This is a genomic window from Gemmatimonadaceae bacterium (assembly GCA_036003045.1).
Taxonomy (GTDB): domain Bacteria; phylum Gemmatimonadota; class Gemmatimonadetes; order Gemmatimonadales; family Gemmatimonadaceae; genus JAQBQB01.
In genome coordinates, this window is the sequence record DASYSS010000017.1 from 52062 (window position 1) to 66310 (window position 14249).

13 protein-coding genes are annotated in these 14249 nt (G+C 65.6%); 6 read left to right on the forward strand and 7 right to left on the reverse strand.

All coding sequences use genetic code 11. From position 1 onward, the window contains the following. Window positions 1–18: 18 nt before the first annotated feature. On the reverse strand, window positions 19–1626 hold the full coding sequence (locus tag VGQ44_02335; protein ID HEV8445622.1) for a Do family serine endopeptidase: 1608 nt from the start codon (window positions 1624–1626) through the stop codon (window positions 19–21). Between the two features lie 303 nt (window positions 1627–1929). Between VGQ44_02335 and VGQ44_02340 the strand changes: the two genes are divergently transcribed. Both VGQ44_02340 and VGQ44_02345 read left to right on the forward strand, forming a co-directional pair. Then, window positions 1930–2247 (forward strand): aminotransferase class I/II-fold pyridoxal phosphate-dependent enzyme, encoded by a 318-nt coding sequence (locus VGQ44_02340; GenBank protein HEV8445623.1) that lies wholly within the window; start codon window positions 1930–1932, stop codon window positions 2245–2247. A 155-nt stretch (window positions 2248–2402) separates the two neighbouring features. Further along, entirely contained in the window at window positions 2403–5714 is a 3312-nt protein-coding gene (locus VGQ44_02345; protein ID HEV8445624.1) for a hypothetical protein, read from the forward strand. 29 nt (window positions 5715–5743) lie between these two features. Here the strand turns inward: VGQ44_02345 and VGQ44_02350 are convergent, their stop codons facing one another. Together VGQ44_02350 and VGQ44_02355 are read right to left on the reverse strand one after the other, a co-directional pair. Next, on the reverse strand, window positions 5744–5950 hold the full coding sequence (locus tag VGQ44_02350) for a hypothetical protein (protein ID HEV8445625.1): 207 nt from the start codon (window positions 5948–5950) through the stop codon (window positions 5744–5746). Between the two features lie 66 nt (window positions 5951–6016). After that, complete coding sequence (locus VGQ44_02355; GenBank protein HEV8445626.1) at window positions 6017–6298, reverse strand: hypothetical protein; 282 nt, start codon at window positions 6296–6298, stop codon at window positions 6017–6019. Between the two features lie 189 nt (window positions 6299–6487). Between VGQ44_02355 and VGQ44_02360 the strand changes: the two genes are divergently transcribed. Beyond that, window positions 6488–7390, forward strand: a complete 903-nt coding sequence (locus tag VGQ44_02360) for an MBL fold metallo-hydrolase (GenBank protein HEV8445627.1) — start codon at window positions 6488–6490, stop codon at window positions 7388–7390. Between the two features lie 7 nt (window positions 7391–7397). Here VGQ44_02360 and VGQ44_02365 read toward each other — a convergent pair whose 3' ends face one another. From VGQ44_02365 to VGQ44_02380, 4 genes are all read right to left on the reverse strand, one after another. Continuing rightward, window positions 7398–7805, reverse strand: a complete 408-nt coding sequence (locus VGQ44_02365; protein ID HEV8445628.1) for a LuxR C-terminal-related transcriptional regulator — start codon at window positions 7803–7805, stop codon at window positions 7398–7400. 12 nt (window positions 7806–7817) lie between these two features. Beyond that, window positions 7818–8435, reverse strand: a complete 618-nt coding sequence (locus tag VGQ44_02370; GenBank protein HEV8445629.1) for a serine protease — start codon at window positions 8433–8435, stop codon at window positions 7818–7820. Then, the gene (locus VGQ44_02375) at window positions 8432–9376 is read right to left on the reverse strand and encodes a S1C family serine protease (protein HEV8445630.1); all 945 of its coding nucleotides are present in this window, start codon (window positions 9374–9376) and stop codon (window positions 8432–8434) included. The genes VGQ44_02370 and VGQ44_02375 overlap by 4 nt, the downstream gene beginning before the upstream one ends. A gap of 85 nt (window positions 9377–9461) precedes the next feature. After that, on the reverse strand, window positions 9462–10487 hold the full coding sequence (locus tag VGQ44_02380) for a hypothetical protein (GenBank protein HEV8445631.1): 1026 nt from the start codon (window positions 10485–10487) through the stop codon (window positions 9462–9464). Window positions 10488–10725: 238 nt separating this feature from the next. Here VGQ44_02380 and VGQ44_02385 point away from each other — a divergent pair, with 238 nt between their 5' ends. The 3 genes from VGQ44_02385 to VGQ44_02395 all read left to right on the forward strand — a co-directional run bounded on the left by VGQ44_02385 (window position 10726) and on the right by VGQ44_02395 (window position 14240). Then, window positions 10726–11448 (forward strand): hypothetical protein, encoded by a 723-nt coding sequence (locus tag VGQ44_02385; GenBank protein HEV8445632.1) that lies wholly within the window; start codon window positions 10726–10728, stop codon window positions 11446–11448. A gap of 161 nt (window positions 11449–11609) precedes the next feature. Beyond that, on the forward strand, window positions 11610–12290 hold the full coding sequence (locus VGQ44_02390) for a twin-arginine translocation signal domain-containing protein (GenBank protein HEV8445633.1): 681 nt from the start codon (window positions 11610–11612) through the stop codon (window positions 12288–12290). Between the two features lie 114 nt (window positions 12291–12404). Continuing rightward, the gene (locus VGQ44_02395) at window positions 12405–14240 is read left to right on the forward strand and encodes a protein kinase (protein ID HEV8445634.1); all 1836 of its coding nucleotides are present in this window, start codon (window positions 12405–12407) and stop codon (window positions 14238–14240) included. Window positions 14241–14249 lie beyond the last annotated feature (9 nt).

The window sequence follows — 14249 nt, forward strand, 5'->3', positions numbered from 1 at the left end:
GTTTCATTGGATCGAGTGTTATCCGTTGCCGAGTCGCACGCGCTCGATCCGCTTGGTCTTCGCCGGAACGTTGTACACGCGAAGCGTCACGATGCCACCCTTCGCCTCGTCCAGCGCCGCCCGCAATTGCTCGGGCGTCTGAACTGCCTTGCCCTCGACGGACATGATGATGTCTGGTCCGCCCTCGTCGGGCGTCGCAAGGTGACTTGCCGCCGAGCTTCCATCCTCGACACCCATCACCAGTACGCCGCGCACGTCCGACGGAAGCCGCAGTTGCTGGGCCGTCTCCGCGTCGATCGCACTGACGCTCGCGCCCAGCGCGTGCATCGACGAGCCTTTCGCGTGGTCGCTGTCGCCACGCTCGGTGGACGCAGCCGGATTCTCGCCCGGTGCACGCTGGAGAGGAACGCGAACCGTCGCGTGCTGGCCACCCTTGCGCGCCACTTCGACGGTGACCACGTCGCCCGGCTTGCGGAACGCGATCATCTCTTGAAGCTGTGCCACGTAGCTGACCGGCTTGCCGTCCACGGCGACGATCACGTCACCAGGCTGCAGACCCGCCTTCGCGGCCGGAGAGCTCTTGTCGCTGAAGTCCTCGACGAGCACACCGCCGATCTGCTTCTGACCGACGTACGCCGCGTCGTCGGCACCGGCGTCGCGAACCGCAATGCCGAGCGCAACGCGCTCCACGCGACCGGACTTGATGATCTGGCCCATGACGGAACGCGCGAGATTGATCGGCACGGCGAAGCCGTAGCCGGTGTTGTAACCGGTCGGGCTCTCGATCGCGCTGTTGATGCCGATGACTTCACCGCGGACGTTGACGAGCGGACCGCCCGAGTTTCCGGGGTTGATCGCCGCGTCGGTCTGGATGAAATCCTGAATGCTCTGCGTCACCTCGCCCCCGCCGAGCGCGCGACCCTTGGCGCTGATGATGCCCTGGGTCACGGTGAACGTGAGGTTCTCACCGAGCGGATTCCCGACGGCGAGCACCCACTCGCCGACGCGCGACGCGTCGCTGTCGCCAAGCGGAGCCGGCGTCAGGTCGTTCGCGTCGATCTTGATCACGGCCACGTCGGTGCTTGGGTCACGCCCGACGACCTTGGCCTTGTATTCACGCCGGTCGAGCAAGCGCACGCGAACTTCGCTCGCGCCGTCGACGACGTGATTGTTGGTGAGGATGTATCCGTCGGCGGACACGATGAAGCCGGAGCCGGAGGCGACGGCGCGACGCGGCTTTTGCGGCGCTCCCTGTCCCTGCCCGTCCGGATTTTCGAAGAATCGCCGGAACTCCGGCGGAATTTGCTCGAGACCCGGCGCCTGCTGCGGTCGCTGGCCAGTGCCGCGGCGGGCCGCGGCGTTGGCGTCCTGAATGGCAACGATGTAGACGACGCTCGGCTTGATGCGCGCAGCGATGGTCGCGAACGCGTCACTCAAATCCTCGAGCTTCGCAACAGCCGGGGTTGGCGCCGGCGCGTTGTGCTTGGCGCTCGACGTATCCACAGGGAAAGACGACGCACGTGCAACGTGCGGAAGTTCGGCGACGGCCGCGGCGGCGGCGACGCCAATGATCGACAAGGCGACGGCGGAGCCGCGGCCCCATCGATTTCGCCGGAATGCTGACATCGAAGGTCCTCTAGTAGCTTGGGATTGGAGATGGTGGAACACGTAGAGTCGTACACCACTTGTCCCATTGCGTGCCGCTGTCGCGCCCGCTGTTCTCGCCGCGATTTGCCACGGCGCTACGCGAAGGCCGACCGAACAGCGACGTCAGCCGATTGCGCGGGGCTAGTGGGCGCTTCCTATTTTTGGCACCCCGCGTGAGCCCAGGCCGCGCACGCCGGTGCGAGTCATTCGCCGAGAGCCGACCGACGTCCTGGAGTCGCCGTTGGTCCAGATCGCGACGCGGACAAATGCAGGCTGATCGTCGTGAATGGCTTCGCCGCACTGCGAGACGGAGAGCAGTGCGTTTCCGAGCGCCGATCGCATTTCACGGCGCGGCCAACGCAAGTCGTCGATGGGCTGTCGGAGATCGAGGGTGTGCGAGTGACCGCGCCGGTAGGGAGCTTCTTCGCGTTCTTCACCGTCGATGGCCTCGGCGACTCGGCGTCATTTGCTCTCGACCTGCTTCGCGAGTCGGGAGTGGCGTTGGCTCCGGGGTCGGCGTTCGGCGAAGGAGGAAAGGATGCGCTGCGGTTGTGGTTTGCGTCGTCCAGAGAGACGATCGATGCCAGCCTCGATCGGTAGTTGCATTGGGAACGGCTGGCCCGGTCTTGACGGAGGGGGTTCCCGAGGTTCAGGAGCGCGGAGATAGTGGAGTCGTCGTCAGCGATTTGTAAGCCGGCCGGAAACCGTCGATCGGTCATCTCGCCGCGGCGCGCGCGGGCCGTACTTTTAGGGCCATGCGCACTCTCGCCCTCTTCGCGTTCGCGACCACCGCCGTCGCGCAAACGCCAACGGATTCAGTCAAGCTCTCGTCCGTCGTTTCCGGCCTCAAGCTTCGCTCGATCGGCCCCGCGCTGACGAGCGGGCGAATCGCCGACATTGCCGTGCATCCGACCGACAAATCCATATGGTATGTCGGCGCCGCGGCTGGTGGTGTCTGGAAGACGACGAACAATGGCATCTCGTTCACCCCGATCTTCGACGCCGAGGGGTCGTTCTCGATCGGCGTGGTGACGATCGACCCACGCAATCCGAACGTCATCTGGGTCGGCACCGGCGAGAACAACGTGCAGCGCGTCGTCGCGTACGGCGATGGCGTCTACAAGTCGATCGACGGCGGCAAGAGTTGGACGAACACTGGGCTCAAGGAGTCCGAGCACATCGGCCGCATCGTCGTCGACCCGCGCAACTCGGACGTCGTGTACGTGGCGGCGCAGGGTCCCCTATGGCGAAAGGGCGGCGATCGTGGACTCTACAAGACGGCCGACGGCGGGAAGACGTGGACGAAAATCTTGCACGTCGACGACTGGACCGGCGCGAACGACGTGCAGATCGACCCGCGCAATCCGGACGTTCTGATCGCGACGATGTGGCAGCGCAATCGGCGCACGTTCGGGTTCGTCGCCGGCGGTCCGGGTTCGGGCATCTACCGCTCGACCGATGCCGGCAAGACGTGGACGAAATCGCAGTCCGGATTTCCGTCGGATGACCTGGGGCGCATCGGCCTGTCCATGTCGCCGGCGAATCCGAGCGTGGTCTACGCGATGGCCGAAGCGGCGAACGACAAGGGTGGATTCTTCCGGTCGAAGGACGGCGGCGCGAGCTGGGAGCGAATGGGACCGACGCAGATGGGCGGCAACTACTACAACCGCATCTTCGCCGACCCGAAGAACGTCGACCGCGTGTACGCGACCGACGTCAACCTCCAAGTCACCGACGACGGCGGGAAGTCATTTCACAGAGTAGGCGAGCAGTGGAAGCACGTCGACAATCACGTGGTGGTCGTCGACCCCGACAACACGGACCATCTGATCGTCGGCTGCGACGGCGGTGTGTATGAGACGTTCGACCGCGGCGCTTCTTGGCGTTTCTCCGCCAATCTTCCCGTCTCCCAGTATTATCGTGTCGCGACGGACAACTCGCGCCCCTTCTATAGAGTGTACGGCGGCGCGCAGGACAACTTCTCGGTGGGCGGACCCAGCCGAACACGCAGCAACAACGGCATTCGCAACGCCGACTGGTTCATCACGAGCGGCGGCGACGGCTTCGGCAGCGTCGTCGATCCGGTCGATCCGAACACGGTCTACGCGGAGTCGCAATTCGGTGGACTGAGCCGATTCAACCTTCGCACCGGCGAAATCACGGCGATCCAGCCGTTCGATTCAGTCGGCGAAGCGCTGCGCTGGAATTGGGACTCGCCGCTGTTCGTGAGCCCGCACAACCATAACCGCGTCTACTTCGCGGCGAATCGTCTCTTCCGCAGCGACGACCGCGGTGACAGTTGGCGCGCGGTGAGCCCGGATCTCTCGCGGCAGATCGACCGCAACAAGCTCAAGATCATGGACCGCGTGTGGGGCGTCGATGCCGTGGCGAAAAACGTCTCGACGACGCTCTTCGGCACGATCTTCACGATCGCCGAGTCGCCGATCAAAGAAGGCTTGCTGTTCGTCGGCACGGACGACGGGCGCGTGCAGATCAGCGAAGACGGCGGCACGCATTGGCGCGCGATCGACCATTTTCCCGGCGTCCCCGACACGACGTTCGTTTCGCGCGTCGTGCCGTCGAACCAAGACGTGAACACGCTGTACGTGACGCTCAACAACCACTGGTCCGGCGACTTCAAGCCATATGTCGTCAAGACCACCGATCTCGGGAAAACCTGGACGAACATCACCAGCGATCTGCCCGCGCGGGGCGACGTGTGGTGTCTCGCCGAGGATCCCGTCGATCGGAATCTGCTGTTCGTCGGCACGGAGTTCGGGCTCTTCTTCACGAATGACGGCGCAAAGAGGTGGACGCAGCTCAAAGGCGGCTTACCGACGATCCAGGTCCGCGACATCACGATCCAACGGCGCGAGAACGATCTCGTGCTCGCGACGTTCGGCCGCGGCTTTTACGTGCTGGACGACTACACGCCGCTGCGCATGCTGAACGATCAGGCGATCGTGCAGGCGGGAAGTCCGGCCGGCGGCCGTGCCGCATCGTGCGCCGGCGATCCGTGTACTGGCGCGGACATTCTCTTCCCAGTGCGAGCGGCACCGCTCTACGTCGAGTCGAGCCCACTTGGCTTGCCGGGCAGGTCCTTCCAGGGCGCCGGCCAGTACATGGCGAGCAACCCGCCCTATGGCGCGGTCTTCACCTACTATCTCAAAGACGCGCTCGAATCGCGCAAGGATCGCCGGCGAAAAGCGGAGTCTGCGGCCGAGAAGAAGAACGCCGACACGTTCTATCCGCCGTGGGATTCGCTCAAGGCCGAAGATCGCGCCGAGGATCCGGCCGTGATCGTGACTGTGAGCGATGCAAGTGGTCAAGTCATTCGCCGTTTCACCGCACCGACGGGCGCTGGCATCAGCCGAGTGGCGTGGGATCTGCGGCTTCAGCCGGCTGATCCGGTGAACGGGCCGCCGTACCGGCCCGATCCTGACTATCCGTTCACGTCGCCGCCGCTCTCCCCGTTCGTACCCCCGGGCATGTATCAGGTCGCGCTCTCGAAGCGGGTCGACGGCGTGTTCACGCCGCTCGGCAGCCCGCAGCGATTCCAGGTGGTGGACGTCGACAGCGTGCCCGGTCGCGTGATGGCGACGATCGCCGAGCAGCGGAAAGTCGCGGATCTCGAGCGCTCGGTGCTCGGGACGTCGGCGCTGGTGAGCGAGACACTGCGGCGAGTCGGATTCTTGAGGCGCGCGATCGACGAGACGCCGTCCGCCGATACGTCTCTCGCCAAGCGCGTGAGGATTCTCGAACAGCGGCTTATCGATGCGCGCGAGGCGCTCAGCGGCGATCCGACGCTGGCGCGGCGGCAGGAGGCGACCACTCCCTCGCTCGACGGGCGACTTCAGACGGCGATCGGGAATTCGTGGGGCACTTCGCTCTCGGCGCTCAATCCGTCGCAGACGGCGCAGATTGACATCGTGAGACGGGATTTCGGCGCCGTGCTTTCGCGCGTTCAGCAGTTGGTCGAGGTCGAGCTCAAGGCGCTGGAGGACGCCGCGGAACGTGCAGGTGTCCCATGGACGAGCGGGCGAATGCCGAGACCGCCGCTCGACTGAACGCGGGAGGCCGTCAGTTTCTCAGGCGGCTAGAGCTCGAAGCCCGCAATCTCCGGCACTGCACCCAAACGGATCGGCACGACCGACGTGCCGATCCCTCGCGAGACGTACATCGACACGCGATTCGGGTCGCGATACCACCCGCTGACGTAGCGGCCGCTCCCCCGAGGTCTCCACACGGCGTGCCCGAACGGTGCGAGCTGTCCGCTGTGCGTGTGCCCGGCCAGCATCATCACGAACGGAATGCGCGCGTTCGCGTCGAGGAACTCGGCGAGCGGCGGCAGCGCGTTGCTTCGGTCGACCTAGTCGCCGGTCAGCGCGATCAGGTCGGGGCGCAGCGCGTTCGTTCGAGCGGCGACCGCTCGCTCATGATGACCGACGTCGTGGAGGTGGAGGTCGGTCAACTGAACGATCCGAATCGAATCGTTGTCCGGTCGCGGCGCGAGCGAATGCGACGAAACGACGAGTCGGTTGGGTTCGATCAGCCAGCCGTCCGAGCCGATCGCCGCGACGACTCCGCACTCGGTGACCGAGAGCCATTGGCGACGGGAAAGGCGAGTCGAACTTCCGCGGGAGTCGGTCATCACTTCAATAGTAAGATGCGGGCTCCCGAGACCGGGCGGCCGGGCTGAACCGCGGCCTCGAGGCGCGAAACCGAAGGCCAAGGTGGAACACGCTCCGGATTACGTTTGGGTGGGGGTGAGGCCGGTGTTCGATGCGGTAAGGGCGCGGATCTGACCTCCGAGGTGTCAGAGTACATTGAGGAGTAAGAAATGAGGCTCGAGACGATCGTACTCGCGACGGCGCTGCTCGCGTCGCCGGTGGCGGCGCAAGCTCCGCAGCCCGACGGTGCGGGGCTCGAGCGTGGGACGCTGCCGGAGAGTTGGGCCGAGTCGCCCGAGGGATGCGCGACTCGGCAAGCCGATTTCCGAGTGCATGAATACGACGCCGACTTCTACATCCTGCGGCAGTCGGGGTGCACGAACTACGAGAAGCCGTTTCTCTATTTGATCTTCAGCGACGGACAGGCGTTGTTGGTCGATACGGGCGCGAAGGGGGCGCGCGTCGCCGACGAGATCGCGGCGGCGTTGAAGCGCTGGGCCGACGCGCACGGCAAACCGCTTCCGAAGCTCATCGCCGCGCATTCGCACGCCCACGGCGATCACGTTGCCGGCGACTCGGCGCTCGCCGCGATGGCAAACGTCACGGTTGTCGGGACGAGCCCGGAAGCCGTGCAGCGGTTCTTTGGCCTGAAGTCATGGCCCGATTCGTCGGCGACGTTCGATCTCGGTGGACGTCAACTCGACGTCATACCGATTCCAGGACACGAGCGCTCGTCGATCGCCATCTACGACCGTCGAACAGGAATTCTGCTCACGGGCGACACGATGTACCCCGGACGCCTCTATGTCGCAGATGCTGCCGCGTTCGCGAAGAGCGCGCGAAGGCTGGTGGACTTCACACGAGACCTGCGTGTGGCGCACGTCTTGGGCGCGCACATCGAAGAGTCGAAGACGCCGTTTCGCGACTATCCCATCGGAACGAAGTTCCAGCCGGAGGAGCATCGCCTGGAGCTCTCCCGCGGCCACCTGCTCGAGCTGTACGACGCGCTCGTGCTGATGGGACCGACCGTCGTCAGGCGAGCGATGGCCGATTTCACGATCTGGCCCAAGTGAACCGCGCCTAGAGCAATAACAGACCGCGTCGTACGCCGGCAGCCACGGCTTCCGCGCGCGACGACACGCCGATCTTCTCGAACAGCAGCTCCAGATGCGTCTTTACCGTGTTGGTCGAGATGCCGAGTCGCGCCGCGATTTGTTTGTTCCCGAGACCGTCAGCGAGCAACGCGAGAATCTCGCGCTCGCGGTTCGTGAGCAGGGCCCGCGGCTGGCTCACCGCGCCTGCGTCGTCCTCTCCGCTCGGGTGAGAATCCTCGACGTCGCGCGCGACTAGCACGACGTCAGCCGACGGCGCGACTTCGCCCAGCGACGTACCGACTCCGACAACGTCGAACGCCGGGTCAGCCGACAGCGCCGCCGCCAACCGAGTGCGCAATTCCTCCGACGCCGCGACGATCGCGATGCGCGTCACGAGGACACGCGGTCACGCCGCGCGCTTCGCAGCGACACGGTCGACGAATCGGCGAACCATCTCCGCCGGCACGGCGACGCCGAGTCCGCCGACGACCATGCTGTTGATGCCGACGAGTCTTCCCTCGGCGTCGACCAGCGGGCCTCCGGAATTTCCCGGCGCAAGCCGAATGTCCGCGACGATCCACCTCGGTACTTCCGTTCGTCGGTCGCGCGCGACGCCGTGCAGAACACCCATCGCCAGGGAATCGCGCATGCCGAGCGGATGTCCGAGGGCAAAGAGCAGCTCGCCGGGGCGCAGCGACTCAGCGTCGCGAATGCGGCTCCACACGTCCGATGAGCCGCCGGTCCGCCCGGCGTCGAGCAGCGCGAGGTCATGCGGCGGATGGTATGCGACCACCAGCGCCTCGCGCCAGCCTCGCGCATGGCCGACTTCCATGGTCGCGCCGCGCGACACGCAGTGAGCGTTCGTCACGACGAGACCCGAGTCTCCCCAGATCAGACCGGCGCCGCCACTTCCTGAATTCTGGTTGCGCACTTGAACGACGGCATGCGTCAGCGACTCGGCGAGAGTCTCCGTCGCCGATCGAACGAGCGCCGCCGCGTTCGAAATCGATGGTATTGCCGTCATCGGTCGCGCTCCTCGTTCGATGTGCGAGCTCCACGATCGACCGGCGTTACCCTCGATTTGGTGATCGTGTCGCCCCGAAGGTGCTCCAGCTCGAGCGATCCGCCATCGGGAACCGACGAGAGCGCATCGAGCAGATCAGTTGGACCGCTCAAGGAACGGCCGCCCGCCGAGAGCAGCACGTCGCCGATCAGCAGCCCCGCCGATTCGGCGGGTGACCCGTCGGCGATCGAAACCACGACGAGTCCGAAATCGTGGGAAAGCTTGTGTCGCGAAGTCGTGGCCGCGTTGAGTGACACCTGCTGCACCGCGACGCCGATGAACGGCCGGCGAATGTGTCCACGCTCGAGCAGCTCGTCGACGACTCGGTCCACCGTGGCGGCCGGGAGCGCGGTCGGCGTTCCACGCGCGAGCGCCGAATTGTCGATGCCAACCACCGCTCCGTTCGAATCGACGAGAGCGCCGCCCGAGAAGCCGTCGTAAATCGAAAGGTCGAGTCGCAAGACGCGCTCGATGCGACCGCCGGCGGCGCCACGCCATCCTTCCGCCACCGCGCTGACGATGCCGAAACTCGCCGTCGTTTTGCGTCCAGGTCGACCGACAGCAAGGACGAGTGAGCCGACGCGCGCCGCGTCATCGCCCGCTCGCTGAGCGACGGGAACACTGGCGCCGTTCAGTCGGAGCACAACGAGGTCGGAAGAGGGGTCTCGTCCCACGACCGTTGCCCGAGCGGACTCGCCGCTCGGCAGCGTTACGGCGACTTCGCCGTCGGCACGGACAGTATGGCTGGCGCTGACGACGATGCCGTCGCGCCAGACGATGCCACTCGACGGAATGCGTCGCCGGGCGTGAATGGCGACGATGGATTTACCGGCTGTCTCGACGGCGTCGGCAAGACTCGCTGATAGCTCGGTCAGTGGATTCTTCGATTTTGCTGGTGACATGCGATCTCCAGAGGCGACAATCGCATGTTACCGATGGCGCAGCACCTCGGGCCATCGGATAAATGGGGGAGACGCGCGCCGGCGCTTACTGATACTGGATGTACAGCGGCCGCGGTCGCAGGCCGAGCACTTCGGCTGGCGTGAGCAACGCGTCGTGATGCTTGACGTCGTTGTGGAAGAAGATCTTGAATCCCGTGTACTCCACCGGCTCGAGGTCGATGTAGTCGCGGTAGGACTCGAACTTCATCCACGGTGGACCCCAGCCGTCCATGTCCATCACGATCTGCACGCGCGGATCGACGGCGATCTTGTCGGCGTGGAGAATCATCGGTTTGAGCCACCGATGGACGATGAGGATCTTGGGCGGAAGGTTCTTCTCGGTCACCAACTGTTGCAATTGCTCCGACACCCAGTTGATGTCGGCGGCCTCGAACTGACCGACCTTCTTTCCCGGCGCCATCCCCTCTTTGGCGTGGTGCATCGAGAATTCGGCATCCATCGCAAGGTGGACGTCCGGGCGTGAGAGAAATGGCATGAGGCGCGGCAGCTCCTTTTGCATCGTGCTCTTCGCCACCTGAATGTCGAGGAAGAGCAGCGCGTTTCTCTGCTTCGCCCAGCCATACACCTTCTCGATGAGCGCCGAATCCATACGCAGGCGGTACATGCCGTCCTTGCCGGGTGAGCCTTGCGCGACCACGGCGATCAGCTGCAGTGCCGGCTTGACCGGCGTCTCGGGATCCGCACGCTGCCAATCGCGCACGGCGTCGTCGAGCTTCGTGAGCATTTGCGCCGACGGATACTCGCCGAGCACTCCCATCCGCTTCGAGAGCGGATTGCCGTAGAAGGCCACGATGCGATTCGACGGAAGGATCGACCCGGGCAGCGGAGCCGGCGCCGTCGGCCACGTTTTCATTTGGTGCCGGCCGAACGCGACGGTCGACGCGAAGGCGACAGAGTCGTGTTTTTTGCGCCCGGCAATGAGGTGGGTGCGCACGCTATCGCTCTCGCCGGCCGTCGTCGCCGCCTGAGCCGGAGTCTGCGCAAACGACGGCGCCGCGACGCAGATCGCGGCGACCAATGCGAACGCCGTCAAATGATCGCGATGCACCATGAGACTTGAAAACGACGGACCACCCGACTTCGCAACCACTTCTCGTCCCTCCTCTGAACCCTGGCGTCTCCCCTATCGACTGACGCTAACGCCGGTCGACCAAAGATCTCCGTTCTACCGCGATCCCGTTCAAGCCAATACTCACAGGTTCTACCCCGCCGACCCTGCCTGGTTGGAACCCCCCCGCCACCCCCGCCGTAGGGCTACAAGCAGCCCTCCATCCGGACTTCGCTTCCCTATGCACCAACAGCCTCAGGCACCGGCTACGCCGCAGGCTCCGGCGCCCACGCCAATCGTCGCCCAGGACGCCGATCTTGGCGCCTTCCGGACTCAGCTTGCCGATCTCAGCGTCGAGCGCGCCGGGCTCAAAGCACAGTGGGACGGCCTGAAGAGTCAGCTCGACAACATGCTGCGCAACAATCCCGCTCGCCCCGGCGTGCAGCAGCAGTGGGCCAATGTCGGTGTTCAACTCGCGACTGTGGACGGAAAGATCGCGACGCTCGAAGCCCGCATCGCGTTCAAGCAGGGGCGGCCGTTCAACGTGGCGCCCAGAGCGAACCCTGGGGTTCCGAACTTCCCCTTCGTGTTTCCGAACCTGGCCGCGCCGGCGGTCTCGGCGCTCGCCATGGTTCTCCTGCTTCCCATTTCGATCGCGTGGGCGAGGGGAATCGTGCGCCGCGCACCGAGGCCGACTCCCGTGCCGAGCGACGTGACGATGCGGCTGGATCGAATCGAGCAGGCGGTCGACACGATCGCTATCGAGGTCGAGCGCATCTCTGAAGGACAGCGATTCGTGACTCGGCTGATGGCAGAAAGGCCGGCGACCCCCGCGGCCGCGGAGGGATCGGCGGTTGACAAGGCGATGGCGCAGCAACCGCTGATGCTCGGCGCCGGGGCAATGGAGCCGATCGTCGTGCCCGAGCGCGACAGAGTGCGGCAGAGGATAATCACTCCTCACTGAGGGGTAGAGTCGCTCGACAGAGGGCGCGAGGCCCGCGTCGAGCGCGGACCCCACGCCCGTGTTCTTGCCCTTCTAGAATCGGCCCGCACAGTTTCATGTGAACGGGATCGCTGCTGATCGCGTCTCATGGTTGGTACCGTCGCCCAACGCCGAGGGGCTCGATGAACAGCGATCGCCGCGATTTTCTGAGACAGTTGACCTTCGCCACCGCGGCCGTCGGCGGAGGCGCGATGCTCACGCCGCTGAGCGCGGAAGAAACGGACCGGGCGGTGGAGCACCTTGGTACGAACCCGCCGTGGGATTTGGCTTGGGTGGACCTCGTCCAACGCGCGCAGTACAAGGCCGTCTTCGACTCCACGAACTTGTCCGACGGCGCCGCACTCGACCTCGCCGCGGGAATTCAGGACAACTTCAAAGAAGTCTATGGTTCCGACGACGGCGTTCGCATGGTCGTCGTCATGCGCCAGCTCGGCCAGGTGATGGCGTTCAACGACGACCTCTGGAACCGCTACAACATCGGCGAAGACCGCAAGGTCACCGATCCCCTCACTAAACAGCCGGCGCGCCGCAACCCGTATCTGAAGGCGATCCCCGGCGAACCGGATTGGGCCGTCGGATCCAAGCTCGAGAGCCTTCGCGCGCGCGGCGCGATCTTCCTGGTCTGCAACCGCGCGTCGATGAACTGGGCGGCCGGCGCGGCCGAGCGAACGAAGACGGACGTCGAGAAAGTTCGAAACGACGTGAGGAACGGGCTGGTGCCGGGCGCGACGCTGATGCCGACCGGGGTCTTCGCGTTGGTGAGGGCGCAGAACGCGGGGTGTGCTTACATGAAAGGGTCCTGAGTCGCCCTCGGTGCTCCCGCCGCTCGCGCTCGGACTTCTTGCACGGCGGTGAGGGGAGATTGCGGTTCGCCAGGTTTGCGGGATATTCCGTTCGTCCCTTGAGCGAGCCTGGTCGTGCAGTCGCTTGGTCCCAGCAAGATCGGCAAATACGACGTCGAGGAGCGCGTTGGCGAGGGCGCGATGGGAGTCGTCTATCGCGCCGTCGACCCCGTGCTCAAGCGGCGCGTCGCGATCAAGGTGATGAGCGACGCGTTCGCGCAGGACGACGATCTGCGCGAGCGCTTCCTGCGCGAAGCCCAGGCCGCGGGCTCGCTGCAACACCCGAACGTCATCACCATTTATGACTTCGGCGATGTCGACGGGCATCCGTACATCGCGATGGAGTTCGTCGAAGGCCAAGACGTGGCGGAGCTGATCGCCCATCAGGTGCCGCTGTCGGTCGTCGACAAGCTGGACCTCGCGATCGGCGTGCTCCAGGGACTCGCGTACGCGCACAGGCGCGGCATCGTTCACCGCGACATCAAGCCGGCCAACATCCGCGTCGACGAAGAAGGCAAGGCCCGCATCATGGATTTTGGCGTCGCCCATCTCTCGTCGTCGAACATGACGAAGAGCGGCGTCATGCTCGGCACGCCGAGCTACATGGCGCCCGAGCAAATCACCGGCGGAAAGGTCGGCCCGGCGACCGACGTTTTCTCGGCCGGTGCCGTGCTGTACGAGCTGCTCACCGGAACGCGCCCGTTCGACGGCGGCACGCTGCAAGCGGTCATGTACCGCGTGCTGAGCGCAGATCCGGCACCGCTTGCGACCGCCGCGCCGGGGCTTCCGGCGAAACTGAACGAAGTCGTCATGCGCGCCCTCGCCAAGGACGCCGAGAAGCGTTACGCCTCTGCCCTCGACATGGCCAACGATCTCATCGCGATTCGCGCGGCGATCGACGCGAGCGCTGCCTTGCCGGGAACGCTGTCGTTGCGCGCGACGATCGAATCGGCGATCGAGGGACGCAAATCGCGCGAGATACAACGAACGCGCAACCGGCGGGTCGTTTTCTCGAGCGGCGGCGTCGCGCTCGCCGCGGTGCTCGTGCTGGCCGGGTGGGCTCTCGCGCGGCGAGGAACGGGTGCCTCGTCGTCGGCGCCGAACGGCGCGGCTCCGTCGGCGGTTCCGGCCGGCGGAACGCAGGGTACCTCACCGACGACGACTTCGATCACGCCGCCGCCGGCGACGAGCGAGCAACAGCCGCAGTCGCCGCGGTCACCCGCGTCAGCGAACCAGCCCGCGTCGAATCGGCCGGCGGAGTCTTCGACAGATCGTGCGAAGAGTTCTCCGAAAAACATGCCGAAACCGGAGTCGAATGCCGCGAGCGTGCCGCCGTCGACGCGCCCGCAGGAGCGGGTATCGCCGAACCAGACGCCGCCCTCGAGCGCCGGCCTGCCGAATGCGACGGCTCCGACCGCGTCGGCTCCTGCCGGGCCAACGACGACCGCCGGCTCGCCGCCGCCCGTCGCGAGTCCGCCGCCCGCTGCCGCACCGATCCCCGCACCAACCTCGGTGTCAGTTGTTGAGGTTCGGCCGAGCAGCGGCGGGGCTGCGCCGAATCCGGCCGCCAGCCAAACCGTTGCCGCGAACGCCGCCGCGGAAGTCGGCGCCGTGATCGACGCGTATGCCCGTGCGATCGAATCGCGAAACATGGACGAGCTGCGGCGCGCGTATCCGGCCATCACCGCCGACCAAGCACGCGCGTTCTCGGATTTCTTCGGGTCGACGCGGACGCTGCGCGCCACGCTCGCCGTGAAAAATCTTCGACTGGACGGTGCCAGCGCGACGGCGTCGGTCGCCGGTGTCTACGAGTACACGACGACGAACGGCCGCACGCGGGAGCAGACCGTCAACTTTCAGACGGAGCTGCGGCGCGACGGATCCGTGTGGAAGCTGACCGCGGTGCGTTGACGCACGCGG